The 17,275-nt window shown below is 68.7% G+C and carries 18 protein-coding genes and 1 tRNA gene; 16 read left to right on the top strand and 3 right to left on the bottom strand.

Annotated elements, in window-relative coordinates; all coding sequences use genetic code 11:
- Positions 1-27 precede the first annotated feature (27 nt).
- Positions 28-711 (top strand): glycerophosphodiester phosphodiesterase, encoded by a 684-nt coding sequence (locus tag DV704_RS07965; protein WP_114799050.1) that lies wholly within the window; start codon positions 28-30, stop codon positions 709-711.
- A 4-nt stretch (positions 712-715) separates the two neighbouring features.
- Positions 716-910 carry a hypothetical protein gene (locus tag DV704_RS07960; RefSeq protein WP_114799049.1) on the top strand — a complete coding sequence of 65 codons (195 nt, stop codon included), beginning with the start codon at positions 716-718 and terminating at the stop codon, positions 908-910.
- Positions 911-913: 3 nt separating this feature from the next.
- On the opposite strand, the gene DV704_RS07955 is transcribed toward DV704_RS07960, so the two are convergent.
- Positions 914-1,933 carry a low specificity L-threonine aldolase gene (locus DV704_RS07955; RefSeq protein WP_114799048.1) on the bottom strand — a complete coding sequence of 340 codons (1,020 nt, stop codon included), beginning with the start codon at positions 1,931-1,933 and terminating at the stop codon, positions 914-916.
- 82 nt (positions 1,934-2,015) lie between these two features.
- On the opposite strand from DV704_RS07955, the gene DV704_RS07950 reads away from it, so the two are divergent.
- From DV704_RS07950 to DV704_RS07935, 4 genes are all read left to right on the top strand, one after another.
- Positions 2,016-3,593 carry an acyl-CoA dehydrogenase family protein gene (locus DV704_RS07950; RefSeq protein ID WP_114799047.1) on the top strand — a complete coding sequence of 526 codons (1,578 nt, stop codon included), beginning with the start codon at positions 2,016-2,018 and terminating at the stop codon, positions 3,591-3,593.
- A gap of 62 nt (positions 3,594-3,655) precedes the next feature.
- Positions 3,656-3,732: transfer RNA gene (locus tag DV704_RS07945), tRNA-Trp, on the top strand.
- A 252-nt stretch (positions 3,733-3,984) separates the two neighbouring features.
- Entirely contained in the window at positions 3,985-4,335 is a 351-nt protein-coding gene (locus DV704_RS07940) for a hypothetical protein (protein ID WP_114799046.1), read from the top strand.
- A gap of 14 nt (positions 4,336-4,349) precedes the next feature.
- The gene (locus DV704_RS07935; RefSeq protein WP_114799045.1) at positions 4,350-5,777 is read left to right on the top strand and encodes an amidohydrolase; all 1,428 of its coding nucleotides are present in this window, start codon (positions 4,350-4,352) and stop codon (positions 5,775-5,777) included.
- Here DV704_RS07935 and DV704_RS07930 read toward each other — a convergent pair.
- A complete protein-coding gene (locus DV704_RS07930; RefSeq protein ID WP_114799044.1) occupies positions 5,713-6,420 on the bottom strand; it encodes a GntR family transcriptional regulator in 708 nt (235 codons plus the stop codon). The two genes, DV704_RS07935 and DV704_RS07930, sit on opposite strands and share 65 nt — an antisense overlap.
- A 103-nt stretch (positions 6,421-6,523) precedes the next feature.
- On the opposite strand from DV704_RS07930, the gene DV704_RS07925 reads away from it, so the two are divergent.
- From DV704_RS07925 to DV704_RS07885, 9 genes are read left to right on the top strand one after another with little or no spacing between them, the layout of a single operon-like run.
- Positions 6,524-6,835, top strand: a complete 312-nt coding sequence (locus DV704_RS07925; RefSeq protein ID WP_114799043.1) for a UxaA family hydrolase — start codon at positions 6,524-6,526, stop codon at positions 6,833-6,835.
- Positions 6,835-8,001 carry a UxaA family hydrolase gene (locus DV704_RS07920; RefSeq protein WP_114799042.1) on the top strand — a complete coding sequence of 389 codons (1,167 nt, stop codon included), beginning with the start codon at positions 6,835-6,837 and terminating at the stop codon, positions 7,999-8,001. The genes DV704_RS07925 and DV704_RS07920 overlap by 1 nt, the downstream gene beginning before the upstream one ends.
- A gap of 2 nt (positions 8,002-8,003) precedes the next feature.
- Entirely contained in the window at positions 8,004-8,933 is a 930-nt protein-coding gene (locus DV704_RS07915) for a hydroxyacid dehydrogenase (protein WP_114799041.1), read from the top strand.
- The gene (locus tag DV704_RS07910; RefSeq protein ID WP_114799040.1) at positions 8,930-9,910 is read left to right on the top strand and encodes an Ldh family oxidoreductase; all 981 of its coding nucleotides are present in this window, start codon (positions 8,930-8,932) and stop codon (positions 9,908-9,910) included. Before DV704_RS07915 ends, DV704_RS07910 begins: the two co-directional genes overlap by 4 nt.
- Before the next feature lie 11 nt (positions 9,911-9,921).
- Positions 9,922-11,181 (top strand): ABC transporter substrate-binding protein, encoded by a 1,260-nt coding sequence (locus DV704_RS07905; RefSeq protein WP_114799039.1) that lies wholly within the window; start codon positions 9,922-9,924, stop codon positions 11,179-11,181.
- A gap of 2 nt (positions 11,182-11,183) precedes the next feature.
- Positions 11,184-12,089, top strand: a complete 906-nt coding sequence (locus tag DV704_RS07900) for a carbohydrate ABC transporter permease (protein ID WP_114799038.1) — start codon at positions 11,184-11,186, stop codon at positions 12,087-12,089.
- Entirely contained in the window at positions 12,082-12,912 is an 831-nt protein-coding gene (locus DV704_RS07895; protein ID WP_114799037.1) for a carbohydrate ABC transporter permease, read from the top strand. Before DV704_RS07900 ends, DV704_RS07895 begins: the two co-directional genes overlap by 8 nt.
- A gap of 8 nt (positions 12,913-12,920) precedes the next feature.
- Positions 12,921-14,231: a fucose isomerase gene (locus DV704_RS07890; RefSeq protein WP_114799036.1), complete on the top strand. Its 1,311-nt coding sequence runs from the start codon at positions 12,921-12,923 to the stop codon at positions 14,229-14,231.
- Positions 14,228-15,064 (top strand): PfkB family carbohydrate kinase, encoded by an 837-nt coding sequence (locus tag DV704_RS07885; protein WP_114799035.1) that lies wholly within the window; start codon positions 14,228-14,230, stop codon positions 15,062-15,064. The genes DV704_RS07890 and DV704_RS07885 overlap by 4 nt, the downstream gene beginning before the upstream one ends.
- Here the strand turns inward: DV704_RS07885 and DV704_RS07880 are convergent.
- Positions 15,061-16,125 carry a glucose-1-phosphate thymidylyltransferase gene (locus DV704_RS07880; protein WP_114799034.1) on the bottom strand — a complete coding sequence of 355 codons (1,065 nt, stop codon included), beginning with the start codon at positions 16,123-16,125 and terminating at the stop codon, positions 15,061-15,063. The genes DV704_RS07885 and DV704_RS07880 overlap by 4 nt on opposite strands.
- 154 nt (positions 16,126-16,279) lie before the next feature.
- On the opposite strand from DV704_RS07880, the gene DV704_RS07875 reads away from it, so the two are divergent.
- On the top strand, positions 16,280-17,263 hold the full coding sequence (locus DV704_RS07875; RefSeq protein WP_114799033.1) for a LacI family DNA-binding transcriptional regulator: 984 nt from the start codon (positions 16,280-16,282) through the stop codon (positions 17,261-17,263).
- The last annotated feature ends 12 nt before the right edge of the window (positions 17,264-17,275 follow it).

Raw genomic sequence — 17,275 nt, 5'->3', positions numbered from 1 at the left:
GAATCGCCCGGGTTAGGGAGGCACCGCATGAAACTGCCCAGGCCCCTTTTGCTCGGCCACCGGGGTGCTCCCCTGGCGGCGCGGGAAAACACCTTGGAAGCCTTTCGCCATGCGCTCGAGGCCGGTCTGGACGGCCTCGAGCTCGACCTGCAGTTTACGCGGGATGGGGTGCTGGTGGTGCACCACGACTTCGACCTGGAGGGCCGCCCCATCGCCGGGCTGGACTGGCCCCAGCTCAGGAAGGCAGCCCCCTGGATACCCCGGCTTGAAGAGGTCTTTGCCCTGGCCCAGGAGTTTCCTGAAGCCTGGCTGAACCTCGAGCTCAAAAGCCAGCCCGGTCCCACCGATGGCCGGGAGGAGGCCCTGGCCAGGGCCCTTCAGGGTCGTGAGCAGGTCTGGGTAAGCAGCTTTGACCCGCTGGCCCTTCTTCGCCTGCACCGCCTGGGGGTGGGTGCTCCGCTGGCCCTCCTGTACTCTGTGCCGGAGATGGAGGCCCTGCTGCCCTGCCTGCCGGTGCAGGGGGCTCACCCTCACTATGCTCTGCTGGACGAGGAGCGGGTGGGGGCACTTAAGCGCCAGGGTCTCTTCGTGGTCGCCTGGACGGTCAACCAGGCCGAGGTGGTGGGGCGGCTGCTGGCCTGGGGGGTAGACGGCGTCATCGGCGACCGGCCCGATGCGCTACGGGCGGGGGCGCGGGAGGTGCTAGGCTAGGGCCATGCAAGGCGTGCATCTCAAGCTCATCGCGGCCGCCGACCCCGATGTCTTCCAGGAGCGGCTCAACCGCTTCATTCAAAGCCTGCCCGAAGAGGCCCTGCTGGTTGATATAAAGTTTTCGACCAGCCAAAGCGGGAACCAGACCACCTATGCCGCGCTGGTGCAGTACAAAACCGTGGAAAGCTGGCAGGAGTAGCCCCTAGGCTAGCTGCAGGGCCTGCTCAATCCGCTTCAGCGCCTGGGGGATGTCCTGGTCCTCCAGATCGCGGTGGGTCACAAAGCGCAGCCGGCGCGGGCCCATGGCGTTCACCAGCACGCCCAGCGCCCTGAGCCGCTCGGCCAGGCTGGGGGCCTGGGGCACCTCTACGTAGACCATATTGGTCTGCACCGCTCGCAGGTCCACCCCCAGGTGAAGCCTGAGCAGCCCCTCGGCCAGGGCCCGGGCCATCTGGTGGTCGCGGGCCAGGTGCTTGGGCCCCTCGGTAAGGGCAATCAGGCCCGCTGCGGCCAGCACCCCAGCCTGCCGCATCCCGCCCCCCAGCAGCTTGCGGTAGCGCCAGGCTTCGGCCCGCAGCGCCCTGGGCATGAGCAGCAGGGAGCCTACGGGCGCGCCCAGGCCCTTGGATAGACAGATAGAGACCGTGGTGAAGCCCCGCGCCAGCTCGGCGGCCTCTACCCCCAGGGCCACCGCCGCGTTGAAGAGGCGGGCCCCGTCCAGGTGGATGGGCAGGTGGGCCGCCTGCGCCACCTGCTGGATGGCCCGCTGGGCCTCGAGGGGCACCACCGTGCCCCCTGCGGTGTTGTGGGTGTTTTCCAGCGCGATGAGACCTGTAGGGGCCTGGTGCACCGAAGTGTGGATGGCGGCCCGCACCGCCTCGGGATCGGGTACGCCGTATGGGGCTTCCACCAGCCGGATGGTGCCGCCCGCGAGCACCGCAAGCGAGCCCGGCTCGTACTCGTAGATGTGCGCGCCTCTGGGAGCAATCACCTCCTGGCCGCGCCTGAGGTGGAGCATCAGGGCCACCTGGTTGGTCATGGTGCCGCTGGGCATGAAGAGGGCGCTCTCGAAGCCCAGCATCTCGGCGGCCAGGGCTTCCAGGCGGTTCACGGTAGGGTCTTCGCCGTACACATCATCGCCCACCTCGGCCTCGGCCATGGCCCTGCGCATGGCAGGGGTGGGTTGGGTCACGGTGTCGGAGCGGAAATCAATCACGCGCATGGCCCCATCCTAAGGCCAGGCCCCCGTGTTTTTTCTGGCAAGCAGCGCCGCTTGCTCCCTGGGAGGTAGTAGGCTATGAACAATGGAACACCAATCATACGCCTACGCCCGGAACCACTGGACGCTCGAGCCCGACCTGCCCGCCATCCTGGACCGCTACTGGAAGGGCTGGAGAGCCCACCAAAGCGAGCTGGAAAGCTTTGGTTGGCTGGCCGGGGGCGAGGCCTACCGCATCGCCGACCACGTGGACAGGGAGGCCCGTCCGGTTCTGGTGATGCACGACCTGGATGGAAACCGCATAGACCGGGTGCGGCTTTCACCTGCTCAGGAAAGCCTAAACCGCCAGCTGGCCGCCATCAACCGCGCCCCCTACCAGGGGGGAAGCTGGCACCTGCACTTTGCCCAGGGCTTCCTGCTAGCCGACCCCGGCCTCTACTGCATCCAGACCATCACCAACGCCACCATCTACGCCATCCACAAGTACGCCCCCCAGTTGGCTCCCTGGAAAGAGGAGCTCCTGGAGGGGCGAGCCTTTGGCGCCACCTGGATGACCGAGGTACAGGGGGGCTCGGACCTGGGGGCCAACAGGGTTCGGGCCGTGCCCGACGGGGCGGTCTGGCGGCTTTACGGCGACAAGTACTTCTCCAGTGGGGCGGGCCTCACCGACTATGCGCTGGTCTCCGCCCGGCCCCAGGGGGCTCCACCGGGCCCCAAGGGCGTGGCCCTGTTTTTGGTGCCCCGCTTGAACGGTAAAGGAGAGCTCAACTACCGGGTGCGGCGCTTGAAGGAAAAACTGGCCACCCGGGCGGTGCCCTCGGGCGAGGTGGAGTTCGACCACACCGAGGCCCACCTCGTCGGAAGGGCCGAGGAGGGCATCTACTATATCCTGGAGACCCTCACCCTCTCGCGCCTGGCCAACGCGGTGGGCGCGCTGGGCCTGGCCCGCAAGGCCCAGCTCGAGGCCCTCTTCCGCGCCCAGCGCCGGGTGGCCTTCGGCAAGAGGCTGGAGGAGCACCCCCTGGTAAGGCGCGACCTCACCGACCTGGCGGTGCGCATTGCGGGCGGCCTGGCCCTCACCTTCCGCGCGGTGGCGGCCTGGGAGGGGGCCTGGACACAGACCCCCCCTTACAGCCCCCGTTATCACTACGCCCGCCTCCTGGCCCACCTGGCCAAGGCCCGCACCGCCGAGCACGGCACCTACTGCACCCAGCTCGCCATGGAGCTTTTCGGCGGGGTGGGCTTTGTGGAGGACTTCGCCATCGCCCGCCTAGCCCGCGAGGCCCTCATCACCCCCATCTGGGAAGGCCCGGCCAACGTGCAGGCCCTGGATACCCTCGAGGTGCTCTTCCGCAAGGGTGCGGCCCAGCCCTTTGCGGAGGAGTTTCTGCCCAGGCTCGAGGCCGTCGGCACCGAGGAAGCCCACCTGGCCCATTCAGCCCTACAAGACACCCTGGCCCGCCTGCAAACCCTCTCCCCCGAGGAGGCCCAGTGGCGGGCCAAGGACGCCCTACGCACCCTGGCCGACGCTGCGACTGTGGCCCTTTTGTACGACCTGGGCAGCGAGCGCCACGCCAGGCTCGCGGCCCTCTATGCCCGGCACTTCCTGGCCAAAGATGAGTACCCCGCTTGGGCGATGGAGGACCAGCTCCAAAGCGTGTAGGGTTGTCTCTCTCTCCGGGCTGTGCTACAATCCTCTGCGCTGGTCCTGCGGGCTGGCAGAGGGGGCCGTTAGCTCAGTCTGGTAGAGCGTCCGTCTCCAAAACGGAAAGTCGGAGGTTCGAATCCTTCACGGCCCGCCAGGAAGTAATAGGGGCGTTCTGCAAGGCACGCGGAGGTGGTATGCGGCGCCTGCAAGTGGTGGCTCTCTCAGTCTGGGTGGGCCTGCTGGCGGGGTGCGTCCCCTTTGCCGTTTTACGCACGCCGGAGCCTGTACGGGGGTCGCAATTCACTGTGGGCGGAAGCCTGCTGGCTGGGTTCTCCCCTGCAAAGGGGTTTCCTCACCCCTTCTACCTGCTTTACCCTATATAGGGTACGCCCGCGGGGATGGGAGCGTGGAGTACAACTTCACCTTTCAGATGGGCCCACGGGGGGGAGTCAAGGTGGCGTTGGGGGAGGGTCTAGCCCTTGACGTGGGCCTGAACCTGCCCTTGCTGGCTAGCTACGAGGGGCTACCCCTGGCCGCCGATTTGGGTCTTTTGGTGGGTGCAGGGCCCTTCTACCTGAGCCCCAGGCTTCACGGGCTGGCTTTCCGGACCACAGATTCCCGGTACAGAAGTTTTGGTTTTCTGCTCTACCAACTAAACCTGGGCTACCAGGCAGAGCCTTTCCTCATTGAGATAGGGGGCCTGGGGGGCATTGAGGGGGCGCTGCTGGTAAACTTCTCCGCAGGGCTTCGCTTCTGAGCTAACATGCCTCTATGCTCCTGCTTGGCCGGGTCATCACCTTCTGCGGGGACCCTGCGGAGGCGGTCTACCTCGAGGGCGACCGCATCGCCGACGTGGGCAGCCAGAACGACCTCTGCGCGCGCTATCCGGGAGCCCGCCGCCTCCAGTTCGAGCAGATCACCCCAGGGCTGCATGAGGCCCACGCCCATCCCCAGCTCTGGGGGCTCCAGCTAGACAGCCTCGACCTGGAGGGCCTCACCGAGCCTCTGGCGGTGGCCCAGCGGGTGGCGGAGAGGGCCCAGGGCCTTCCCCCAGGAAGCTGGATTCGGGGGGCAGGCTACCTCTTCAAGGCCTACCCCGACCGCTCGCTTTTAGATAGGGCCGCACCTCTTCACCCCGTCTTCCTGCAAAGCCGCGACCGGCACTCGGCCTGGGTCAACACCCGGGCTCTGGAGCAGGCCGGCATCGGCAGGGAGACCCCCGACCCGCCTGGGGGGGTGCTGGTGCGGGATGGCGCGGGAGAGCCCACCGGGTACCTGCTGGAGAACGCCCAGAAACTGGTCCAGCGGGTCCTGCCCCCGCCTGGCCTGGTGGAGCTCGAGCGCGGACTGCAAGACCTGGCTCGCCGGGGCTACACCGCTGTGCACCACATGGGCTGGTGCCACTACGGCCTGGCCGAACGACTGGCCGCCACGGGGCGGCTTCCGGTGTGGCTTTGGTGGGCGCTGGACAAGGACCACTGGCGCGAGACCCGGCCCGGCTGGCGCGGGGACAGGTTGGAAATAGCCGCGGTCAAGTTTTTCGCCGACGGAGCCCTGGGGAGCCGCACGGCCTGGATGGTTGAGCCCTACCCGGATGGTTCACACGGCCTTGTGCTCGACCCCCCAGAGCTCATCGAGAGCGAGGGTAGGGCAGCCCTGCAGGCCGGGTTCGGCCTGGCCGTCCACGCCATCGGCACACGGGCGGTGCGCGAGGTGCTGGGGGTGTTCCACCGGCTGGCCCCTCACGCCAGGCGCGTTTTGCGAATGGAGCACGTTCAGCACGTTCAGGACGAGGACCTGCCCCGCTTTAGGGGCCTTCCGCTGGCCCTGTCTTTGCAGCCCATGCATCTTTTGGGCGATGCCGAGCTGGTGCGGCACCACCTGAGGGGCCAGGAACGCCAGGCCTTCCGCCTGCGCGACCTGTGGAGCACCGGCCTGCCGCTGGCCTTTGGCTCCGACGCCCCGGTGATGAAGCCCCTTTTTGCCCTCAACCTGCAGGCCGCCACCCAGCATCCGCTCGATCCTGCCCAGAGCCTCACCCCCCTGGAGGTGCTCTGGGCCCACACCCGGGGTGCGGCGCTGGCCGCTGGCTGGGCGGAGCAGGGCCAGATCTGCCCCGGAGCCCCCGCCGACCTCACCCTGTGGGAAGGGGGGCGGCCGGTGGGGCGGGTGTTTGGGGGGGTACTCGAGGTGAGCTGACCTCAAGGAAGGCCGCCAGCGCCTGCCCCGCGTTGCGCACGTGGGCCCGCATGGCCGCTTCGGCGGCCTCGGGGTCTTTGCTGCGCACCGCCTCCAGGATGGCCTGGTGCTCGGCCCGCGACTGGGGCAGCCGGCCCGGAACGGTGGCCGAGCTGCTGATGAGGAGGCGGATCTGGCCCACCATGGTCTCGGCGGTGGCCAGAAGGCGCTTGCTGCCGGCGGCCTCCCACAGGGTGCGGTGAAAGGCCAGGTCAAGGTCGGCATAGGTCTCCAGCGCCCCTGCCTCGGCGGCCTGGGTTTGTTTGTGGAAGAGCCGCTCGAGCCGGCGCAGAAGCGCCTTGCTCTGCTTCTCCACCGCAAGCCGCGCGGCCAGGCCTTCCAGCACCTCGCGCAGGTCGTAGATCTCGCGCACGTCCTCCAGGCTGGGCTCCAGCACAAAGTAGCCGCGGTGGGGCACCGCCACCACCAGCCCCTCGCGCTCCAGCGCGCTCAAGGCCTCCTTGACGGGGGTGGGGGAGAGCCCCAGCTCCTCGGCCAGCACCCGCACCACCAGCTTTTGCCCTGGGGCAATCTTCCGCTCCAGAATGGCCTGGCGCAGGGCCCGGTAGGCCTCGCGGTTGAGGGTGGTGCGCTTCAGGGTCATCGTTGGGTTTCTGCTTTGCTCGAACACAGGCCCTGCCTCAATATTAGCACGCTTGACCCTAGAAGATTTTAGATATAAAATTTCTCCAACCAAGGAGGAACTGGTGGTGCACCGAGCCCTGGCGCACAAGTCCACCGACGATGTGGCGATAGCGGTGACCGACCTGAAGGCCGGAGAAGAGCTGCTGGTTGAGAGCCTGGAAGGAGGCCAGCCCTGTTGGGTGAGGGTGCTGGAGGATATCCCCCTGGGCCACAAGATTGCGCTGAGGGACCTGCCCGAGGGCCACGTGGTGATCGAGTACGGCGAGAAAATTGGGCGCACCACCCAGGCAGTCCGGAAAGGCGCTTGGGTGCACGTGCACAACCTCCGTACCCTGCGCTGGGACTACGGCGACGGGGCGAAAGGGGGCCGCTGATGCTGGGGCATGCCCCGCCGCTTACCGGCTACCGCCGACCGGACGGGCGGGTGGGGGTGCGCAACCACGTGCTGGTCCTGCCGGTAGACGACCTCTCCAACACCGCCGCTTTGGGAGTGGCGCGGCTCGTTGCTGGGACGGTGCCCCTGCCGCACCCCTACGGCCGGCTGCAGTTTGGCAAGGACCTGGAGCTCACCTTCCGCACCCTCTCGGGCCACGGGGCCAACCCCAACGTCTACGGGGTGGTGGTCATCGGCATCGAGCCCCGCTGGACCGAGCGGGTGGCCTCGGCCATCGCCCAAAGCGGCAAGCCGGTCGAGACCTTCTCCATCGAACGCCATGGCGACCTGAACGTGATCAACGCGGCCAGCCGGGCGGCCTATCGGCTGGTGCAGGAGGCCTCCGAGCAGCGGCGGGAGCCCATCCAGGCGTCTGAGCTGGTCGTCTCCATCAAGTGTGGGGAGTCCGACCCCACCCTGGGCCTGGCGGGCAACAAGGCGCTGGGCCGGGTGGTGGACCGGCTGGTGGACATGGGGGCCTCGGTCATCTTCGGCGAGACATCCGAACTCACCGGGGGAGAGCACCTGATTGCCGAACGCTGCGCTACACCGGCTTTGAGGCAGCGCTTTCTCGAGCTTTACAACGCCTACATCGCCCTAATCGAGGCCCAGGGGGTGGACCTCCTGGGCTCCCAGCCCACCGAGGGCAACATCCGGGGAGGGCTTTCCACCATCGAGGAAAAGGCCCTGGGCAACATCCAAAAGACCGGCACCCGCCCGGTGAGCGCGGTGGTGGACTATGCCGAGGAGGTGCGGCCTGGCCAGGGTCTGGTCTTCATGAATAGCTCCTCGGCAGGGGCCGAGCAGGTCACCCTCTGCGCCGCGGGGGGCAGCGTGCTGCACTTCTTCACCACGGGCCAGGGCAACATCGTGGGCCACCCCTTGATCCCGGTGATCAAGATATCGCCCAACCCCCTCACCTGCGAGACCATGGGCGAGCATATCGACGTGAAACTGCCCGACCTGCTGGTGGGAGAGATCGGCCTGGAGGAAGCGGCTGAGCGTATCTGGGAGGTCTTCGCCCGTACCGTGAACGGCCGCTTGACGGCGGCCGAGCTGCTAAAGCACCAGGAGTTCGTGCTCACCAAGCTTTACCCCAGCGCATAGCCATGATTGTGGTCTGTGAGTACATGAGCCCGGGCGGGCTGGCGCGCCTGCAGGAGAGCGGTCTTGGGGTTTTCTACGACCCCGAGCTGTGGAAGGACCGCGCAGCCCTCAAGGCCCACCTGGCCGGGGCCCTGGCCCTCATCGTGCGCAACCAGACCCGGGTGGACGCCGAGCTGCTGGCCGCAGCGCCCCACCTGAGGGCGGTGGGGCGGCTGGGGGCAGGCTTGGACAACATCGTGCAGCCCGACCTGGAGGCCCGGGGCGTGGTGCTCTGCCATGCCCGGGGCCTCAACGCCACCGCGGTGGCAGAGTACGTGCTGGCCGCCATGCTGCACCTAGCCCGCAACCTTGCTAAAGCTGCGGCCCACGTGGCGGCGGGGGGGTGGGACCGCTCCGCTTTCGGCGGCTTCGAGCTGGCCGGCAAGACCCTGGGGCTTCTGGGCCTGGGCGAGGTGGGGCTGCGGGTGGCCAGGCGGGCCCGGGCCCTAGGGATGCGAGTACTGGCGGCCGACCCAGCGCGGCAGCCCTGGGAGGCGGTGGTGGAGGACCTGGGGATTGAGCTCTGCGAGGTGCCGCAGCTCCTGGCCCGCGCCCGCTTCCTCTCGCTGCACGCGCCCCTTACCCCAGAGACCCGCTACCTGATTCGGGCCGAGACCCTCACCCAGATGCCGCGGGGCGCCTACCTGATTAATACCGCGCGGGGCGAGCTGGTGCATTCGGCCGATCTGGCAAAGGCCCTGTGGGAGGGGCACCTGGCGGGGGCGGTGCTGGACGTGGTGGAGCCTGAGCCCCTGCCCGAGTCCCATCCGCTTAGGGGGGTGCCGAACCTCTACATTACCCCCCACATTGCGGGCCTGACCGCCGAGGCCCAGGAGGCGGTGGGGCTTTGGGTGGCCGAGGGGGTCTTGCGGGCCTTGGGGGTGGAGGCATGAGGGTTTCTTGCGAGCGGCTCGAGGCGGCCTTGGTGGCCCACTTCGAGGGGCTGGGCCTGCCTGCGGCCCATGCCCAGGGGGTGGCCCGGGTGCTCCTCGAGGCCGAGCTCGAGGGCCACACCGGCCACGGCCTGGCCCGGGTGGGGCAGTACACCGCCCAGCTCAGGGCGGGGGGCCTCAACCCGCGGCCCAGGATGCGCCTGGAGGAGGGGCGGCCTGGGGTGGCGGTGCTCCACGCCGATTGGGCTCTGGGGCCGGTGGCCGGGCTTTTCGCGCTGGAGGCCCTGGTGCCCCGAGCCCGGGCGCAGGGGGTGGCCCTGGTCGCGGTGCGGGGGGCGGGGCACGCGGGGGCCCTGTCGGCCTACGTGGGCCGGCTGGCCCGGGCGGGTCTGGTGGGCCTGGCCTTTGCCAATACCCCGCCTGCCCTGGCCCCTGGGCCGGTCCTGGGTACCAACCCCCTCGCCCTGGGGGCCCCAGCCGAGCCCTACCCGGTGGTGGTGGACACCTCGGTGGCGGTGGTGGCCCGGGGTCGGATTATGGCTGCAGCCAAAAGAGGGGAGCCCATCCCTTTGGGCTGGGCAGTGGACCGGGCGGGCCGGCCCACCACCGACGCGCGGGCCGCTTTGGAAGGGGCGCTGCTGCCGGTGGGGGAGGGAAAGGGCTATGCCCTGGCCGTGCTGGTGGAGGTGCTGGCTGGGGTGCTGGCGGGGGCCGTGCTCTCGCCCGAGCTGACCCTGCCCTGGGGCCCGCCCGAGCAGGCCGCCCGGCCGGGGCTTTTGCTCCTGGCCCTCGAGCCCACAGCTTTCGGCGAGGGCTACGCAGCGCGGATGGCCCGGCTTCTAGGGGCCCTCGAGGCCGTGGGGGGCCGGGTTCCGGGCTGGCGCCGGGCCGCCCTGCGGGCCAGGGCCCTGCAGGAGGGCATCTGGATCAACGAGTCCCTTCAGGCCGAGCTCAGCGAGCTGGGCTTGCGCCTATGAGGAGGTGGTGTATGAGAAGGCTTTTCTGGCTCCTTTTGGCAGTGCTGCTGGCCTCCTTTGCCCTGGCCCAGCAGACCCGGCTGCGGGTCTTCGTGGGGGGGCAGCAGCGCCCGGACGTGATGCGGAAGATCCTGGACCTCTACCAGTCGCGCAACCCCGGGGTGCGGGTGGAGATCGAGGTGGGCGGGGCCACCTCCGACCAGCAGCAGCAGTACCTCACCACCGTGCTGGCCTCGCGCGACCCCAGCATCGACGTTATCCTCATCGACATCATCCGCCCCGCCCAGTACCTGGCCAGCCGCTGGGCCGACACCATCGACAAGTACCTGCCAGCGGCCTCGAGGCAGGCCCTGCTGCAGCAGTACCTGCCGGCCTACTCCCAGGCCAACGTGATCAACGGTCAGCTCGTGGCCCTGCCGGGCTTCGCCGATGCCATGTTCCTCTACTACCGGGCCGACCTTTTGGAGAAGTACGGCTTCAGGCCCCCCACCACCTGGGAAGAGGCCATCCAGCAGGCCCAGACCATCCTGCAGCGGGAAAACAACCCCACCCTGAACGGCATCGGCTTCATCGGAGCCCCGGTCGAGGGGGCGGTCTGCACCTTCCTGCTCCCGGTCTGGGCTGCCGGGGGCGATGTGACCAACGCCCAGGGGCAGTTCGCCCTCACCGTGGAGCAGGCCCAGCGGGCCCTGCAGTTCTGGGTGGGCCTGATGGACCAGAAAGTCTCGCCCCCCAACATGGCCGAGAAGCCCCAGGACACCATCCGCCAGGAGATGCAGGCCGGGCGCTGGATCTTCGGCACCCTGTTCGCCTACGCCTGGAATAGGTTCCAAAACGACCCCGACAGCCAGGTCAAGGGCAAGATTGGGGTGGTGCCCTTGCCGGCCTTTGCCGGGGGGCGCCAGGCGAGCTGCCTGGGTGGCTGGCAGTGGGTGGTCTCCGACTTCAGCCGCAACAAGGCCCAGGCCCACAAGCTGGTGCGCTACCTCTCCAGCCCCGAGGTCTCCAAAATCCTGGCCATCGAGGCCTCCAACCTGCCGGTCTTCCCAGCCCTCTACCGCGACCCCGATATCCTGCGGGTGAACCCCTGGTTTGCCCAGGCCCTGCCGGTGGTGCAGGCTGCCCGGGCTAGGCCCCAGCACCCCCGCTACAGCGAGATATCCGAGGTCATCCGCGTGACCACCAACCAGGTGCTGGCCCGGCAGAAAACCCCTGAGCAGGGGGCCCGCGAGATCGTGGGCCGCCTGCAGGCCATCTACGCCGGACGCTAGCCATGACCCGGCCAGAGCCCCGTCCCCGCCGCAGCTTAGGCGACCTGAGCGAGCGCGCCCTGGCCTTCTGGCTGCTTGCACCGGCGGCCCTGCTTTTGGGGCTGGTGGCCCTGTACCCGGTAGCCCGGCTCTTCTATAACAGCCTGTTCCGCCGCCGCCTGACCGACGAGACCGGTGTGCAGCCGGTTTTCGTGGGGCTCGGCAACTTTGCCCAGGCCTGGGCCGACGAGCGATTTTGGACGGCCTTGTGGAACACCCTGCTGATTGTGCTGGTCACGGTGCCGGGGGCTTTGGTGGTGGGGCTGCTGCTCGCGCTGCTGGCCAACCTGCCCTTCCGGGTGAGGTGGCCGGTGCGGCTTGGGCTTTTGCTTCCCTGGGCGCTGCCTTTGGTCTTCGCTGGGCTCATCTTCCGCTGGTTCTTCGACAGCCAGTATGGGGTGGTCAACGATGTGCTGGTGCGCCTGGGGGGCGAACGGCTCTTTTGGGTGACCACCCCCGAGCTTCTGTTCTGGGCCATCTGCCTCACCATCATCTGGAAGACCAGCTCGTTCGTGGCCCTGATCCTGCTGGCCGGTCTGCAGGTGATTCCCAAAGAACTCTACGAGGCGGCTGCGGTGGACGGGGCCAGCCGCTGGCAGAGCTTCTGGCGCATTACCCTGCCGCTTTTGTTACCGGCCCTTTTGGTGGCGGCCATCTTTCGCACCATTACCGCTTTCCAGACCTTCGACATCCCCTATGCCATGCAAAACGGGGGGAGCGCTTTCGAGACGCTGGCCATGTACGTGCGCACCACCAGCATAGAAAACCTCAACTTCGGCTACGGCTCGGCCCTGGCGGTGCTGATGTTTCTCCTCAGCCTGGGGGTGACGCTGGTCTATCTGCGCTACATCCGGGGGGTAGATGAGTAGGGGGTTCCGCCAGCGCATCTGGCTCTGGCTGGCCGCGGCCGCGGTGGTGGTGAACGGGTTTTTCCCCGCGGTTTGGATTCTTCTCACCTCCTTCAAGACCGAGGCCGAGCTCACCCGTATCCCCATCACCTGGTGGCCCGAGCGCTTTACCCTGCAGAACTACGTGCAGGCCCTAACCGGAGCCCCCATCGGGCGCTACTTTCTCAACAGCCTGGTAGTGGCAACAGGGGCCACGGTGCTCTGCGTCTTCGTCTCGGCCCTGGCGGCCTACGCCCTGGCCCGGCTGCGCATCCCCTACAAGACCCTCATCTTTTCGCTGCTGGTGGGGGTCTCGATGTTTCCCACGGTGACCCTTCTGCTGCCCCTGTTCGAGATGGTGCTGGCCTTAGGGTTGAGAAACACCTACATCGCCCTCATCCTGCCCCATGCTGCGCTCTCGATTCCGGTGGCCACCTTGGTGCTGGTGAGCTTTTTCCAGGGAATCCCCAAGGACCTCGAGGCCGCGGCCATGGTGGACGGCTGCACCCGGCTGGGGGCCTTGTGGCGGGTGGTGGTGCCGCTTTCCGCTCCCGGGGTCTTCACCGCCGGCATTCTGGCTTTTGTGAATAGCTGGGACGAGTTTCTGCTGGCCCTGACCCTGATGCCTTCCCAGGCCATGCGCACCCTGCCGGTGGGGATTCAGTTCCTGCAGGGGGAGTACACCTTCCCCTGGCCCCTTATCTCGGCGGCGCTGGTGATTGCGTTGGTGCCGGTGGCGGTGGTGATCGCGCTCTTCCAGGAGCGGGTGGTGGGGGGGTTGACCCAAGGAGGGGTGAAGGGCTAGCTTACGGCATGCTCCGCATCGGCCTGGTCCCCCTCGTGCGGCCCCTTTTCCGGGGCTCCAGGCTCGGTCTGGAAAAGACCACCCGAAGGGCCCTCGCGGCCCTCGGGGAGGAGCTGGGCTTTGAGCTGGCCTACGTGGCCGAGCCGGTGGCGGAGGCGGCCCAGGCCGAGGCGGCTGCGCAGGCGGCCATGGCAGCGCGGCTGGACTTCCTGCTGCTCCAGTGCGTGACCTTCACCACGGGGGAGGAGTTCCTGCCGCTTTTGCGGCTGCCTCTGCCGCTGGGCCTTTGGGCCCTTCCCGAGGCCTGGGAGGGAGGGCCCCTGCCGCAGAACGCCCTGTGCGGCCTCAACCTGGGGCTCTCGCTGGCAAGGGGGCCGGTCAAGTGGTTCTACGGCTGGGTGGAGGATGACTGGTTCCAGTCGCGCTTCAGGCTTACCCTCGCAGCGCTGCGGGGGGCCAGGGTCCTGCGGGAGGGGCGGGTGCTCTGGCTGGGGGGCGCGGCGCCGGGGTTTTTCGCCTTTGAGGCCCTGCCCGAGACCGGGCTGGTGGTGGAGCAGGCCGGCCTGGACGAGCTTTGGGCAGCCCTCGGTGAGGTGCGCGAGGCCGAGGTAAAAGAGCGCCTGCAGGCCCTGGATGAGCTTGCGGAGTGCTCCGAAGAGGCCCTTTGGGAGAGCGTCAGGCTCGAGCTGGCCCTGGCCCGCCTGGCCCGGGGTTACGACGGGGTGGCCCTCAGGGACTGGCCGGAGATTCCGGGGCGGCTTGGGGTGATGCCCCAGGCCGCCTTGGCCCGGCTGGCCGATGCAGGGTATGCGCTGGCCCCCGAGGGGGATGTGATGGGGCTGGCCTCGATGCTGGCCCTGCGGGCCGTCTCGGGCCGGCCGGCCTTGCTGCTCGACCTCGTCCACCTCTCCCATAAGGGGCTTCTGCTCTGGCACGGGGGGGAGGCCTCCCGGGCCTGGGCCGGCGGCCCCACCCGGCTCGTTCCCCACTTCAACCGCGGGCTGCCGGCGGTGCGGGATATGGCCCTCCGGGCAGGGCCCGTCAGCGGCCTGCGCCTCCTGCCGGGCCGCAGGGCTGTGGTCTACGGCGGGCACCTGAGCGGCGAGCGGGGCTACGAGGGGGTCTCCGGCTACCTCACCCGCCCCACCTGGGCCGCCCAGCCCCTCACCCCCCAGCAGTTCCTGGCGAGCTGGCTCAACCACCGCCTGCCCCACCACCTGGTGGCGGGGATGGGGGCGCACGAGGGCGCGCTTCTGGAGATGTGCGCCTGGCTCGGGCTGGAGGTGCTGCCTGCCCGCCCTGAGGAGGGGCTGGCATGAGGGTGCTGGCCGTGGGCTGGGCCAATCTGGACCAGCGCTACTATGTGGAGGCTTTTCCCCCCACGAAAAGCCGCACCGGGGTGCGGGCCTACCGTGAGACCCTGGGGGGGCCGGCGGCGGTGGCGGCGCAGGCGGTGGCCCGGCTGGGGGGTTCGGCCCGGCTGCTTTCCCGCTGGGGGAAGGACCCAGCGGGGGCCCGGCTTCGGGCCATGCTCGAGGCCGAGGGGGTAGAGGTCCACCTCCAGCTCGGGGATGCCACCCCGGTCTCGGCGGTACTGGTGACCCCGGTGGGGGAGCGCTACATCTTCCCCTACCGCCCTCCCCTGCCGACAGGGCTCGAGCTGGACCCCGTCAGGCTCCTCGAGGGGGTGGGGGCGGTCTTGCTAGATGGGCGCTGGCCCGAGGCAGGCCAGGCGGTGGGCGCGCTGGCGCGGGCGCGGGGCCTTCCGGTGGTGCTGGACCTGGACCGCAACCGCGCGCCGGACTGGTCGCTGGTGACGGTGGCCTCCCACGTGGTGGCCTCGGAGGAGCTGGCCCTCGAGCACGGTGGGATAGAGCTGCTTCTGGACAGGCTGGCGAAGCAAGGGGTCTTCGCCGCGGTGACCCTGGGGGCCCGGGGGGTGGTCTACGAAGGGGGGCATCTGCCGGCCCACAGACTGGAGGTGCAGGATACCACCGGGGCCGGGGATGTCTTCCACGGGGCCTTTGCCCTGGCCCTGGCCGAGGGGCAAGCCGCTTCGGTGGCCCTCCGCTTTGCCAACGCCGCAGCGGCGCTGCACTGCGCCCGGGGCAGCCCGCCTTCCCGGCAAGCGGTGGAGGCCCTTCTGGGCTAGGCTAGCTCGAGGCTGCTCAGGTCCCCCAGCACCAGCTTGTGGGCCTTGGGCAGGCCGCTTCGGCGGGTGACCCGGGCTCCCACCCCCAGGATGCACTCGTGCAGCCGCAAAGGCACGTCTTCCACCACCGCGCCTTCCTCCAGAATGGAGAACTCCACCTCGGCCTGGCGCACCCTGGCGTTGGGCCCAATCGAGGTGAAAGGTCCGATGTAGGCCCCCTCAATCAGAGCCCCGGAGGCGATGTGCACCGGGCCCAGCACGGTGCTGTTGCGCACCGTGGCCCCCTTCTCGACCACCACCCGCCCGGTGATCTTGCTGTCCTCTACCTGCCCCTCCACCACCGGCGTGGGGCTTTTTTGCTCCACCAGCAGGAGCCGGTTGGCGTCCAGCAGGTCGTCGGGGCGGCCGGTGTCCTTCCACCAGCCGGCGATTTCCTGACCCAGCACGGTATGGCCCTGGTCCATCAGGGCCTGGATGGCATCGGTAATCTCGTACTCGCCCCGGGCGCTGGGCTTCAGGTTGGCGATAATCTCCAAAATGCTTGGGCTAAAGACGTACACCCCGGCCACCGCCAGGTCGGAGGGGGGGTCCTTGGGCTTCTCCAGGAGCTTCGTAATCCGGCCCTGCTCCAGGACCGCCACCCCGAACTGCCGGGGGTCAGGCACCCGCACCAGGGCGATCACCGCCCCCACCCCGGGCCTAAAGGCCTCCACGAAGGGCTGCACCCCCTTTTGGAACAGGTTGTCGCCCAGGTAGAGCACAAAGGGGCTCCCCTCCAGCCACTCCCGCGCCACCCCCACGGCATGGGCAATTCCCAGGGCCTGCTCCTGCACGATGTAGGTGATGTCGGCGGGCAGGCAGTTTCGGAGGGCCTGGCGAATGTCCTCCTGGGTGTCGGGTGAGACCACCACCCCAATCTCGCGGATGCCGGCCTGGAGTAGGTTCTCCACCGCGTAGCGGATGATGGGCTTGCCGGCCAGCCGGATGACCGGCTTGGGGCGGGTGTGGGTCAGGGGGCGCAGGCGGGTGCCCCGCCCGGCCGCGAGGATGAGTCCTTTCATGGCAGGCCCATTCTAGCAGGGGAGGTCTTTGGAGGGCGGTGCAAATGGGCCGGCAATTTGTAAGCGATTACAAAATCTTTGGTCATGCTCAGGGCCTTGATTTTTTGCGTGAGCTGGATATACTTTAAAGAAAAACCGTAAGCGTTTACAAACCATGGAGCCCAACCGCACCCCCACCATACAGGACGTGGCCCGCCTGGCCGGGGTCTCCACCGGCACCGTGAGCCGGGTGTTGAACCAGCGGCCTGGGGTGCATCCCAGAACCCGGGAGCGGGTGCTCGAGGTGGTGAAGCGCCTCGGGTACGTTCCCATGCAAGCGGCCCGCGAGCTCGCTGGCAAGGGCGAGGTGGTGGGCATCCTGCTGGCCCCTGGGGTACGCCGCTACATCCCCTACTTCGTGCTGCTTTTCGAGCACCTCTCCGAGGCCTTGTGGCAGGAGGGGCTGCGTCTGGAGGAGACCCCCACCGACCCGGCAGGCCTGCCCCTGCGGGCTGCGCGGGGCTATATTCTCCTGGGGGCCCACGACCACGACCCCCGCCTGGAGGCCCTGGCCCAGGCGGGGGTCCCCCATGTGCTGGTGGGGGTCTACCCAGGGAGTTTCTGGGTGGCCCCGGACGACGAGGCAGGGGGCTATGCGGCAACCCGCCACCTGCTCGAGCTGGGCCACCGCGAGATTGCCCACCTCACCGGCCAGCCCCACCACCAGGCTGGGCGCGAGCGGCTGCGCGGCTACCGCCGGGCTTTGGAGGCCTACGGTGTGGCCTACCGGCCTGAGCTGGTGCTGGACGGCGACTTCTCCACCCTTACGGCCTACCGCGTGCTGCGCAGGGCCTGGGAGGGGGGGTTGCGCTTTTCCGCTTTGTTCGCAGCCTCCGACGAGATGGCGGTGGGGGCCAGGGCCGCTCTGGAGGACCTGGGCCTGCGCGTTCCGCAGGACGTTTCGCTGGTGGGCTACGACGATCTGCCCGAGGTGGGCGAGGGCCTCACCACCATCCGCCAGGACATCGCCCAGATTGCCCGGATCGCCGCCGGCTTGCTCCGCGAAGCCCTGGGGGGGGCCGAGCCCCGGGGGGTGCGGGTGCCGGTGCGGCTGGTGGTGCGGGGGACTACCCGCTTGAAGGAGGTGGAGACGGCGTAGTTTGCGCGTCTT

Source organism: Meiothermus sp. QL-1, from assembly GCF_003351145.1.
Taxonomy (GTDB): domain Bacteria; phylum Deinococcota; class Deinococci; order Deinococcales; family Thermaceae; genus Meiothermus.
This window is presented reverse-complemented; position numbering and strand designations above follow the sequence as displayed.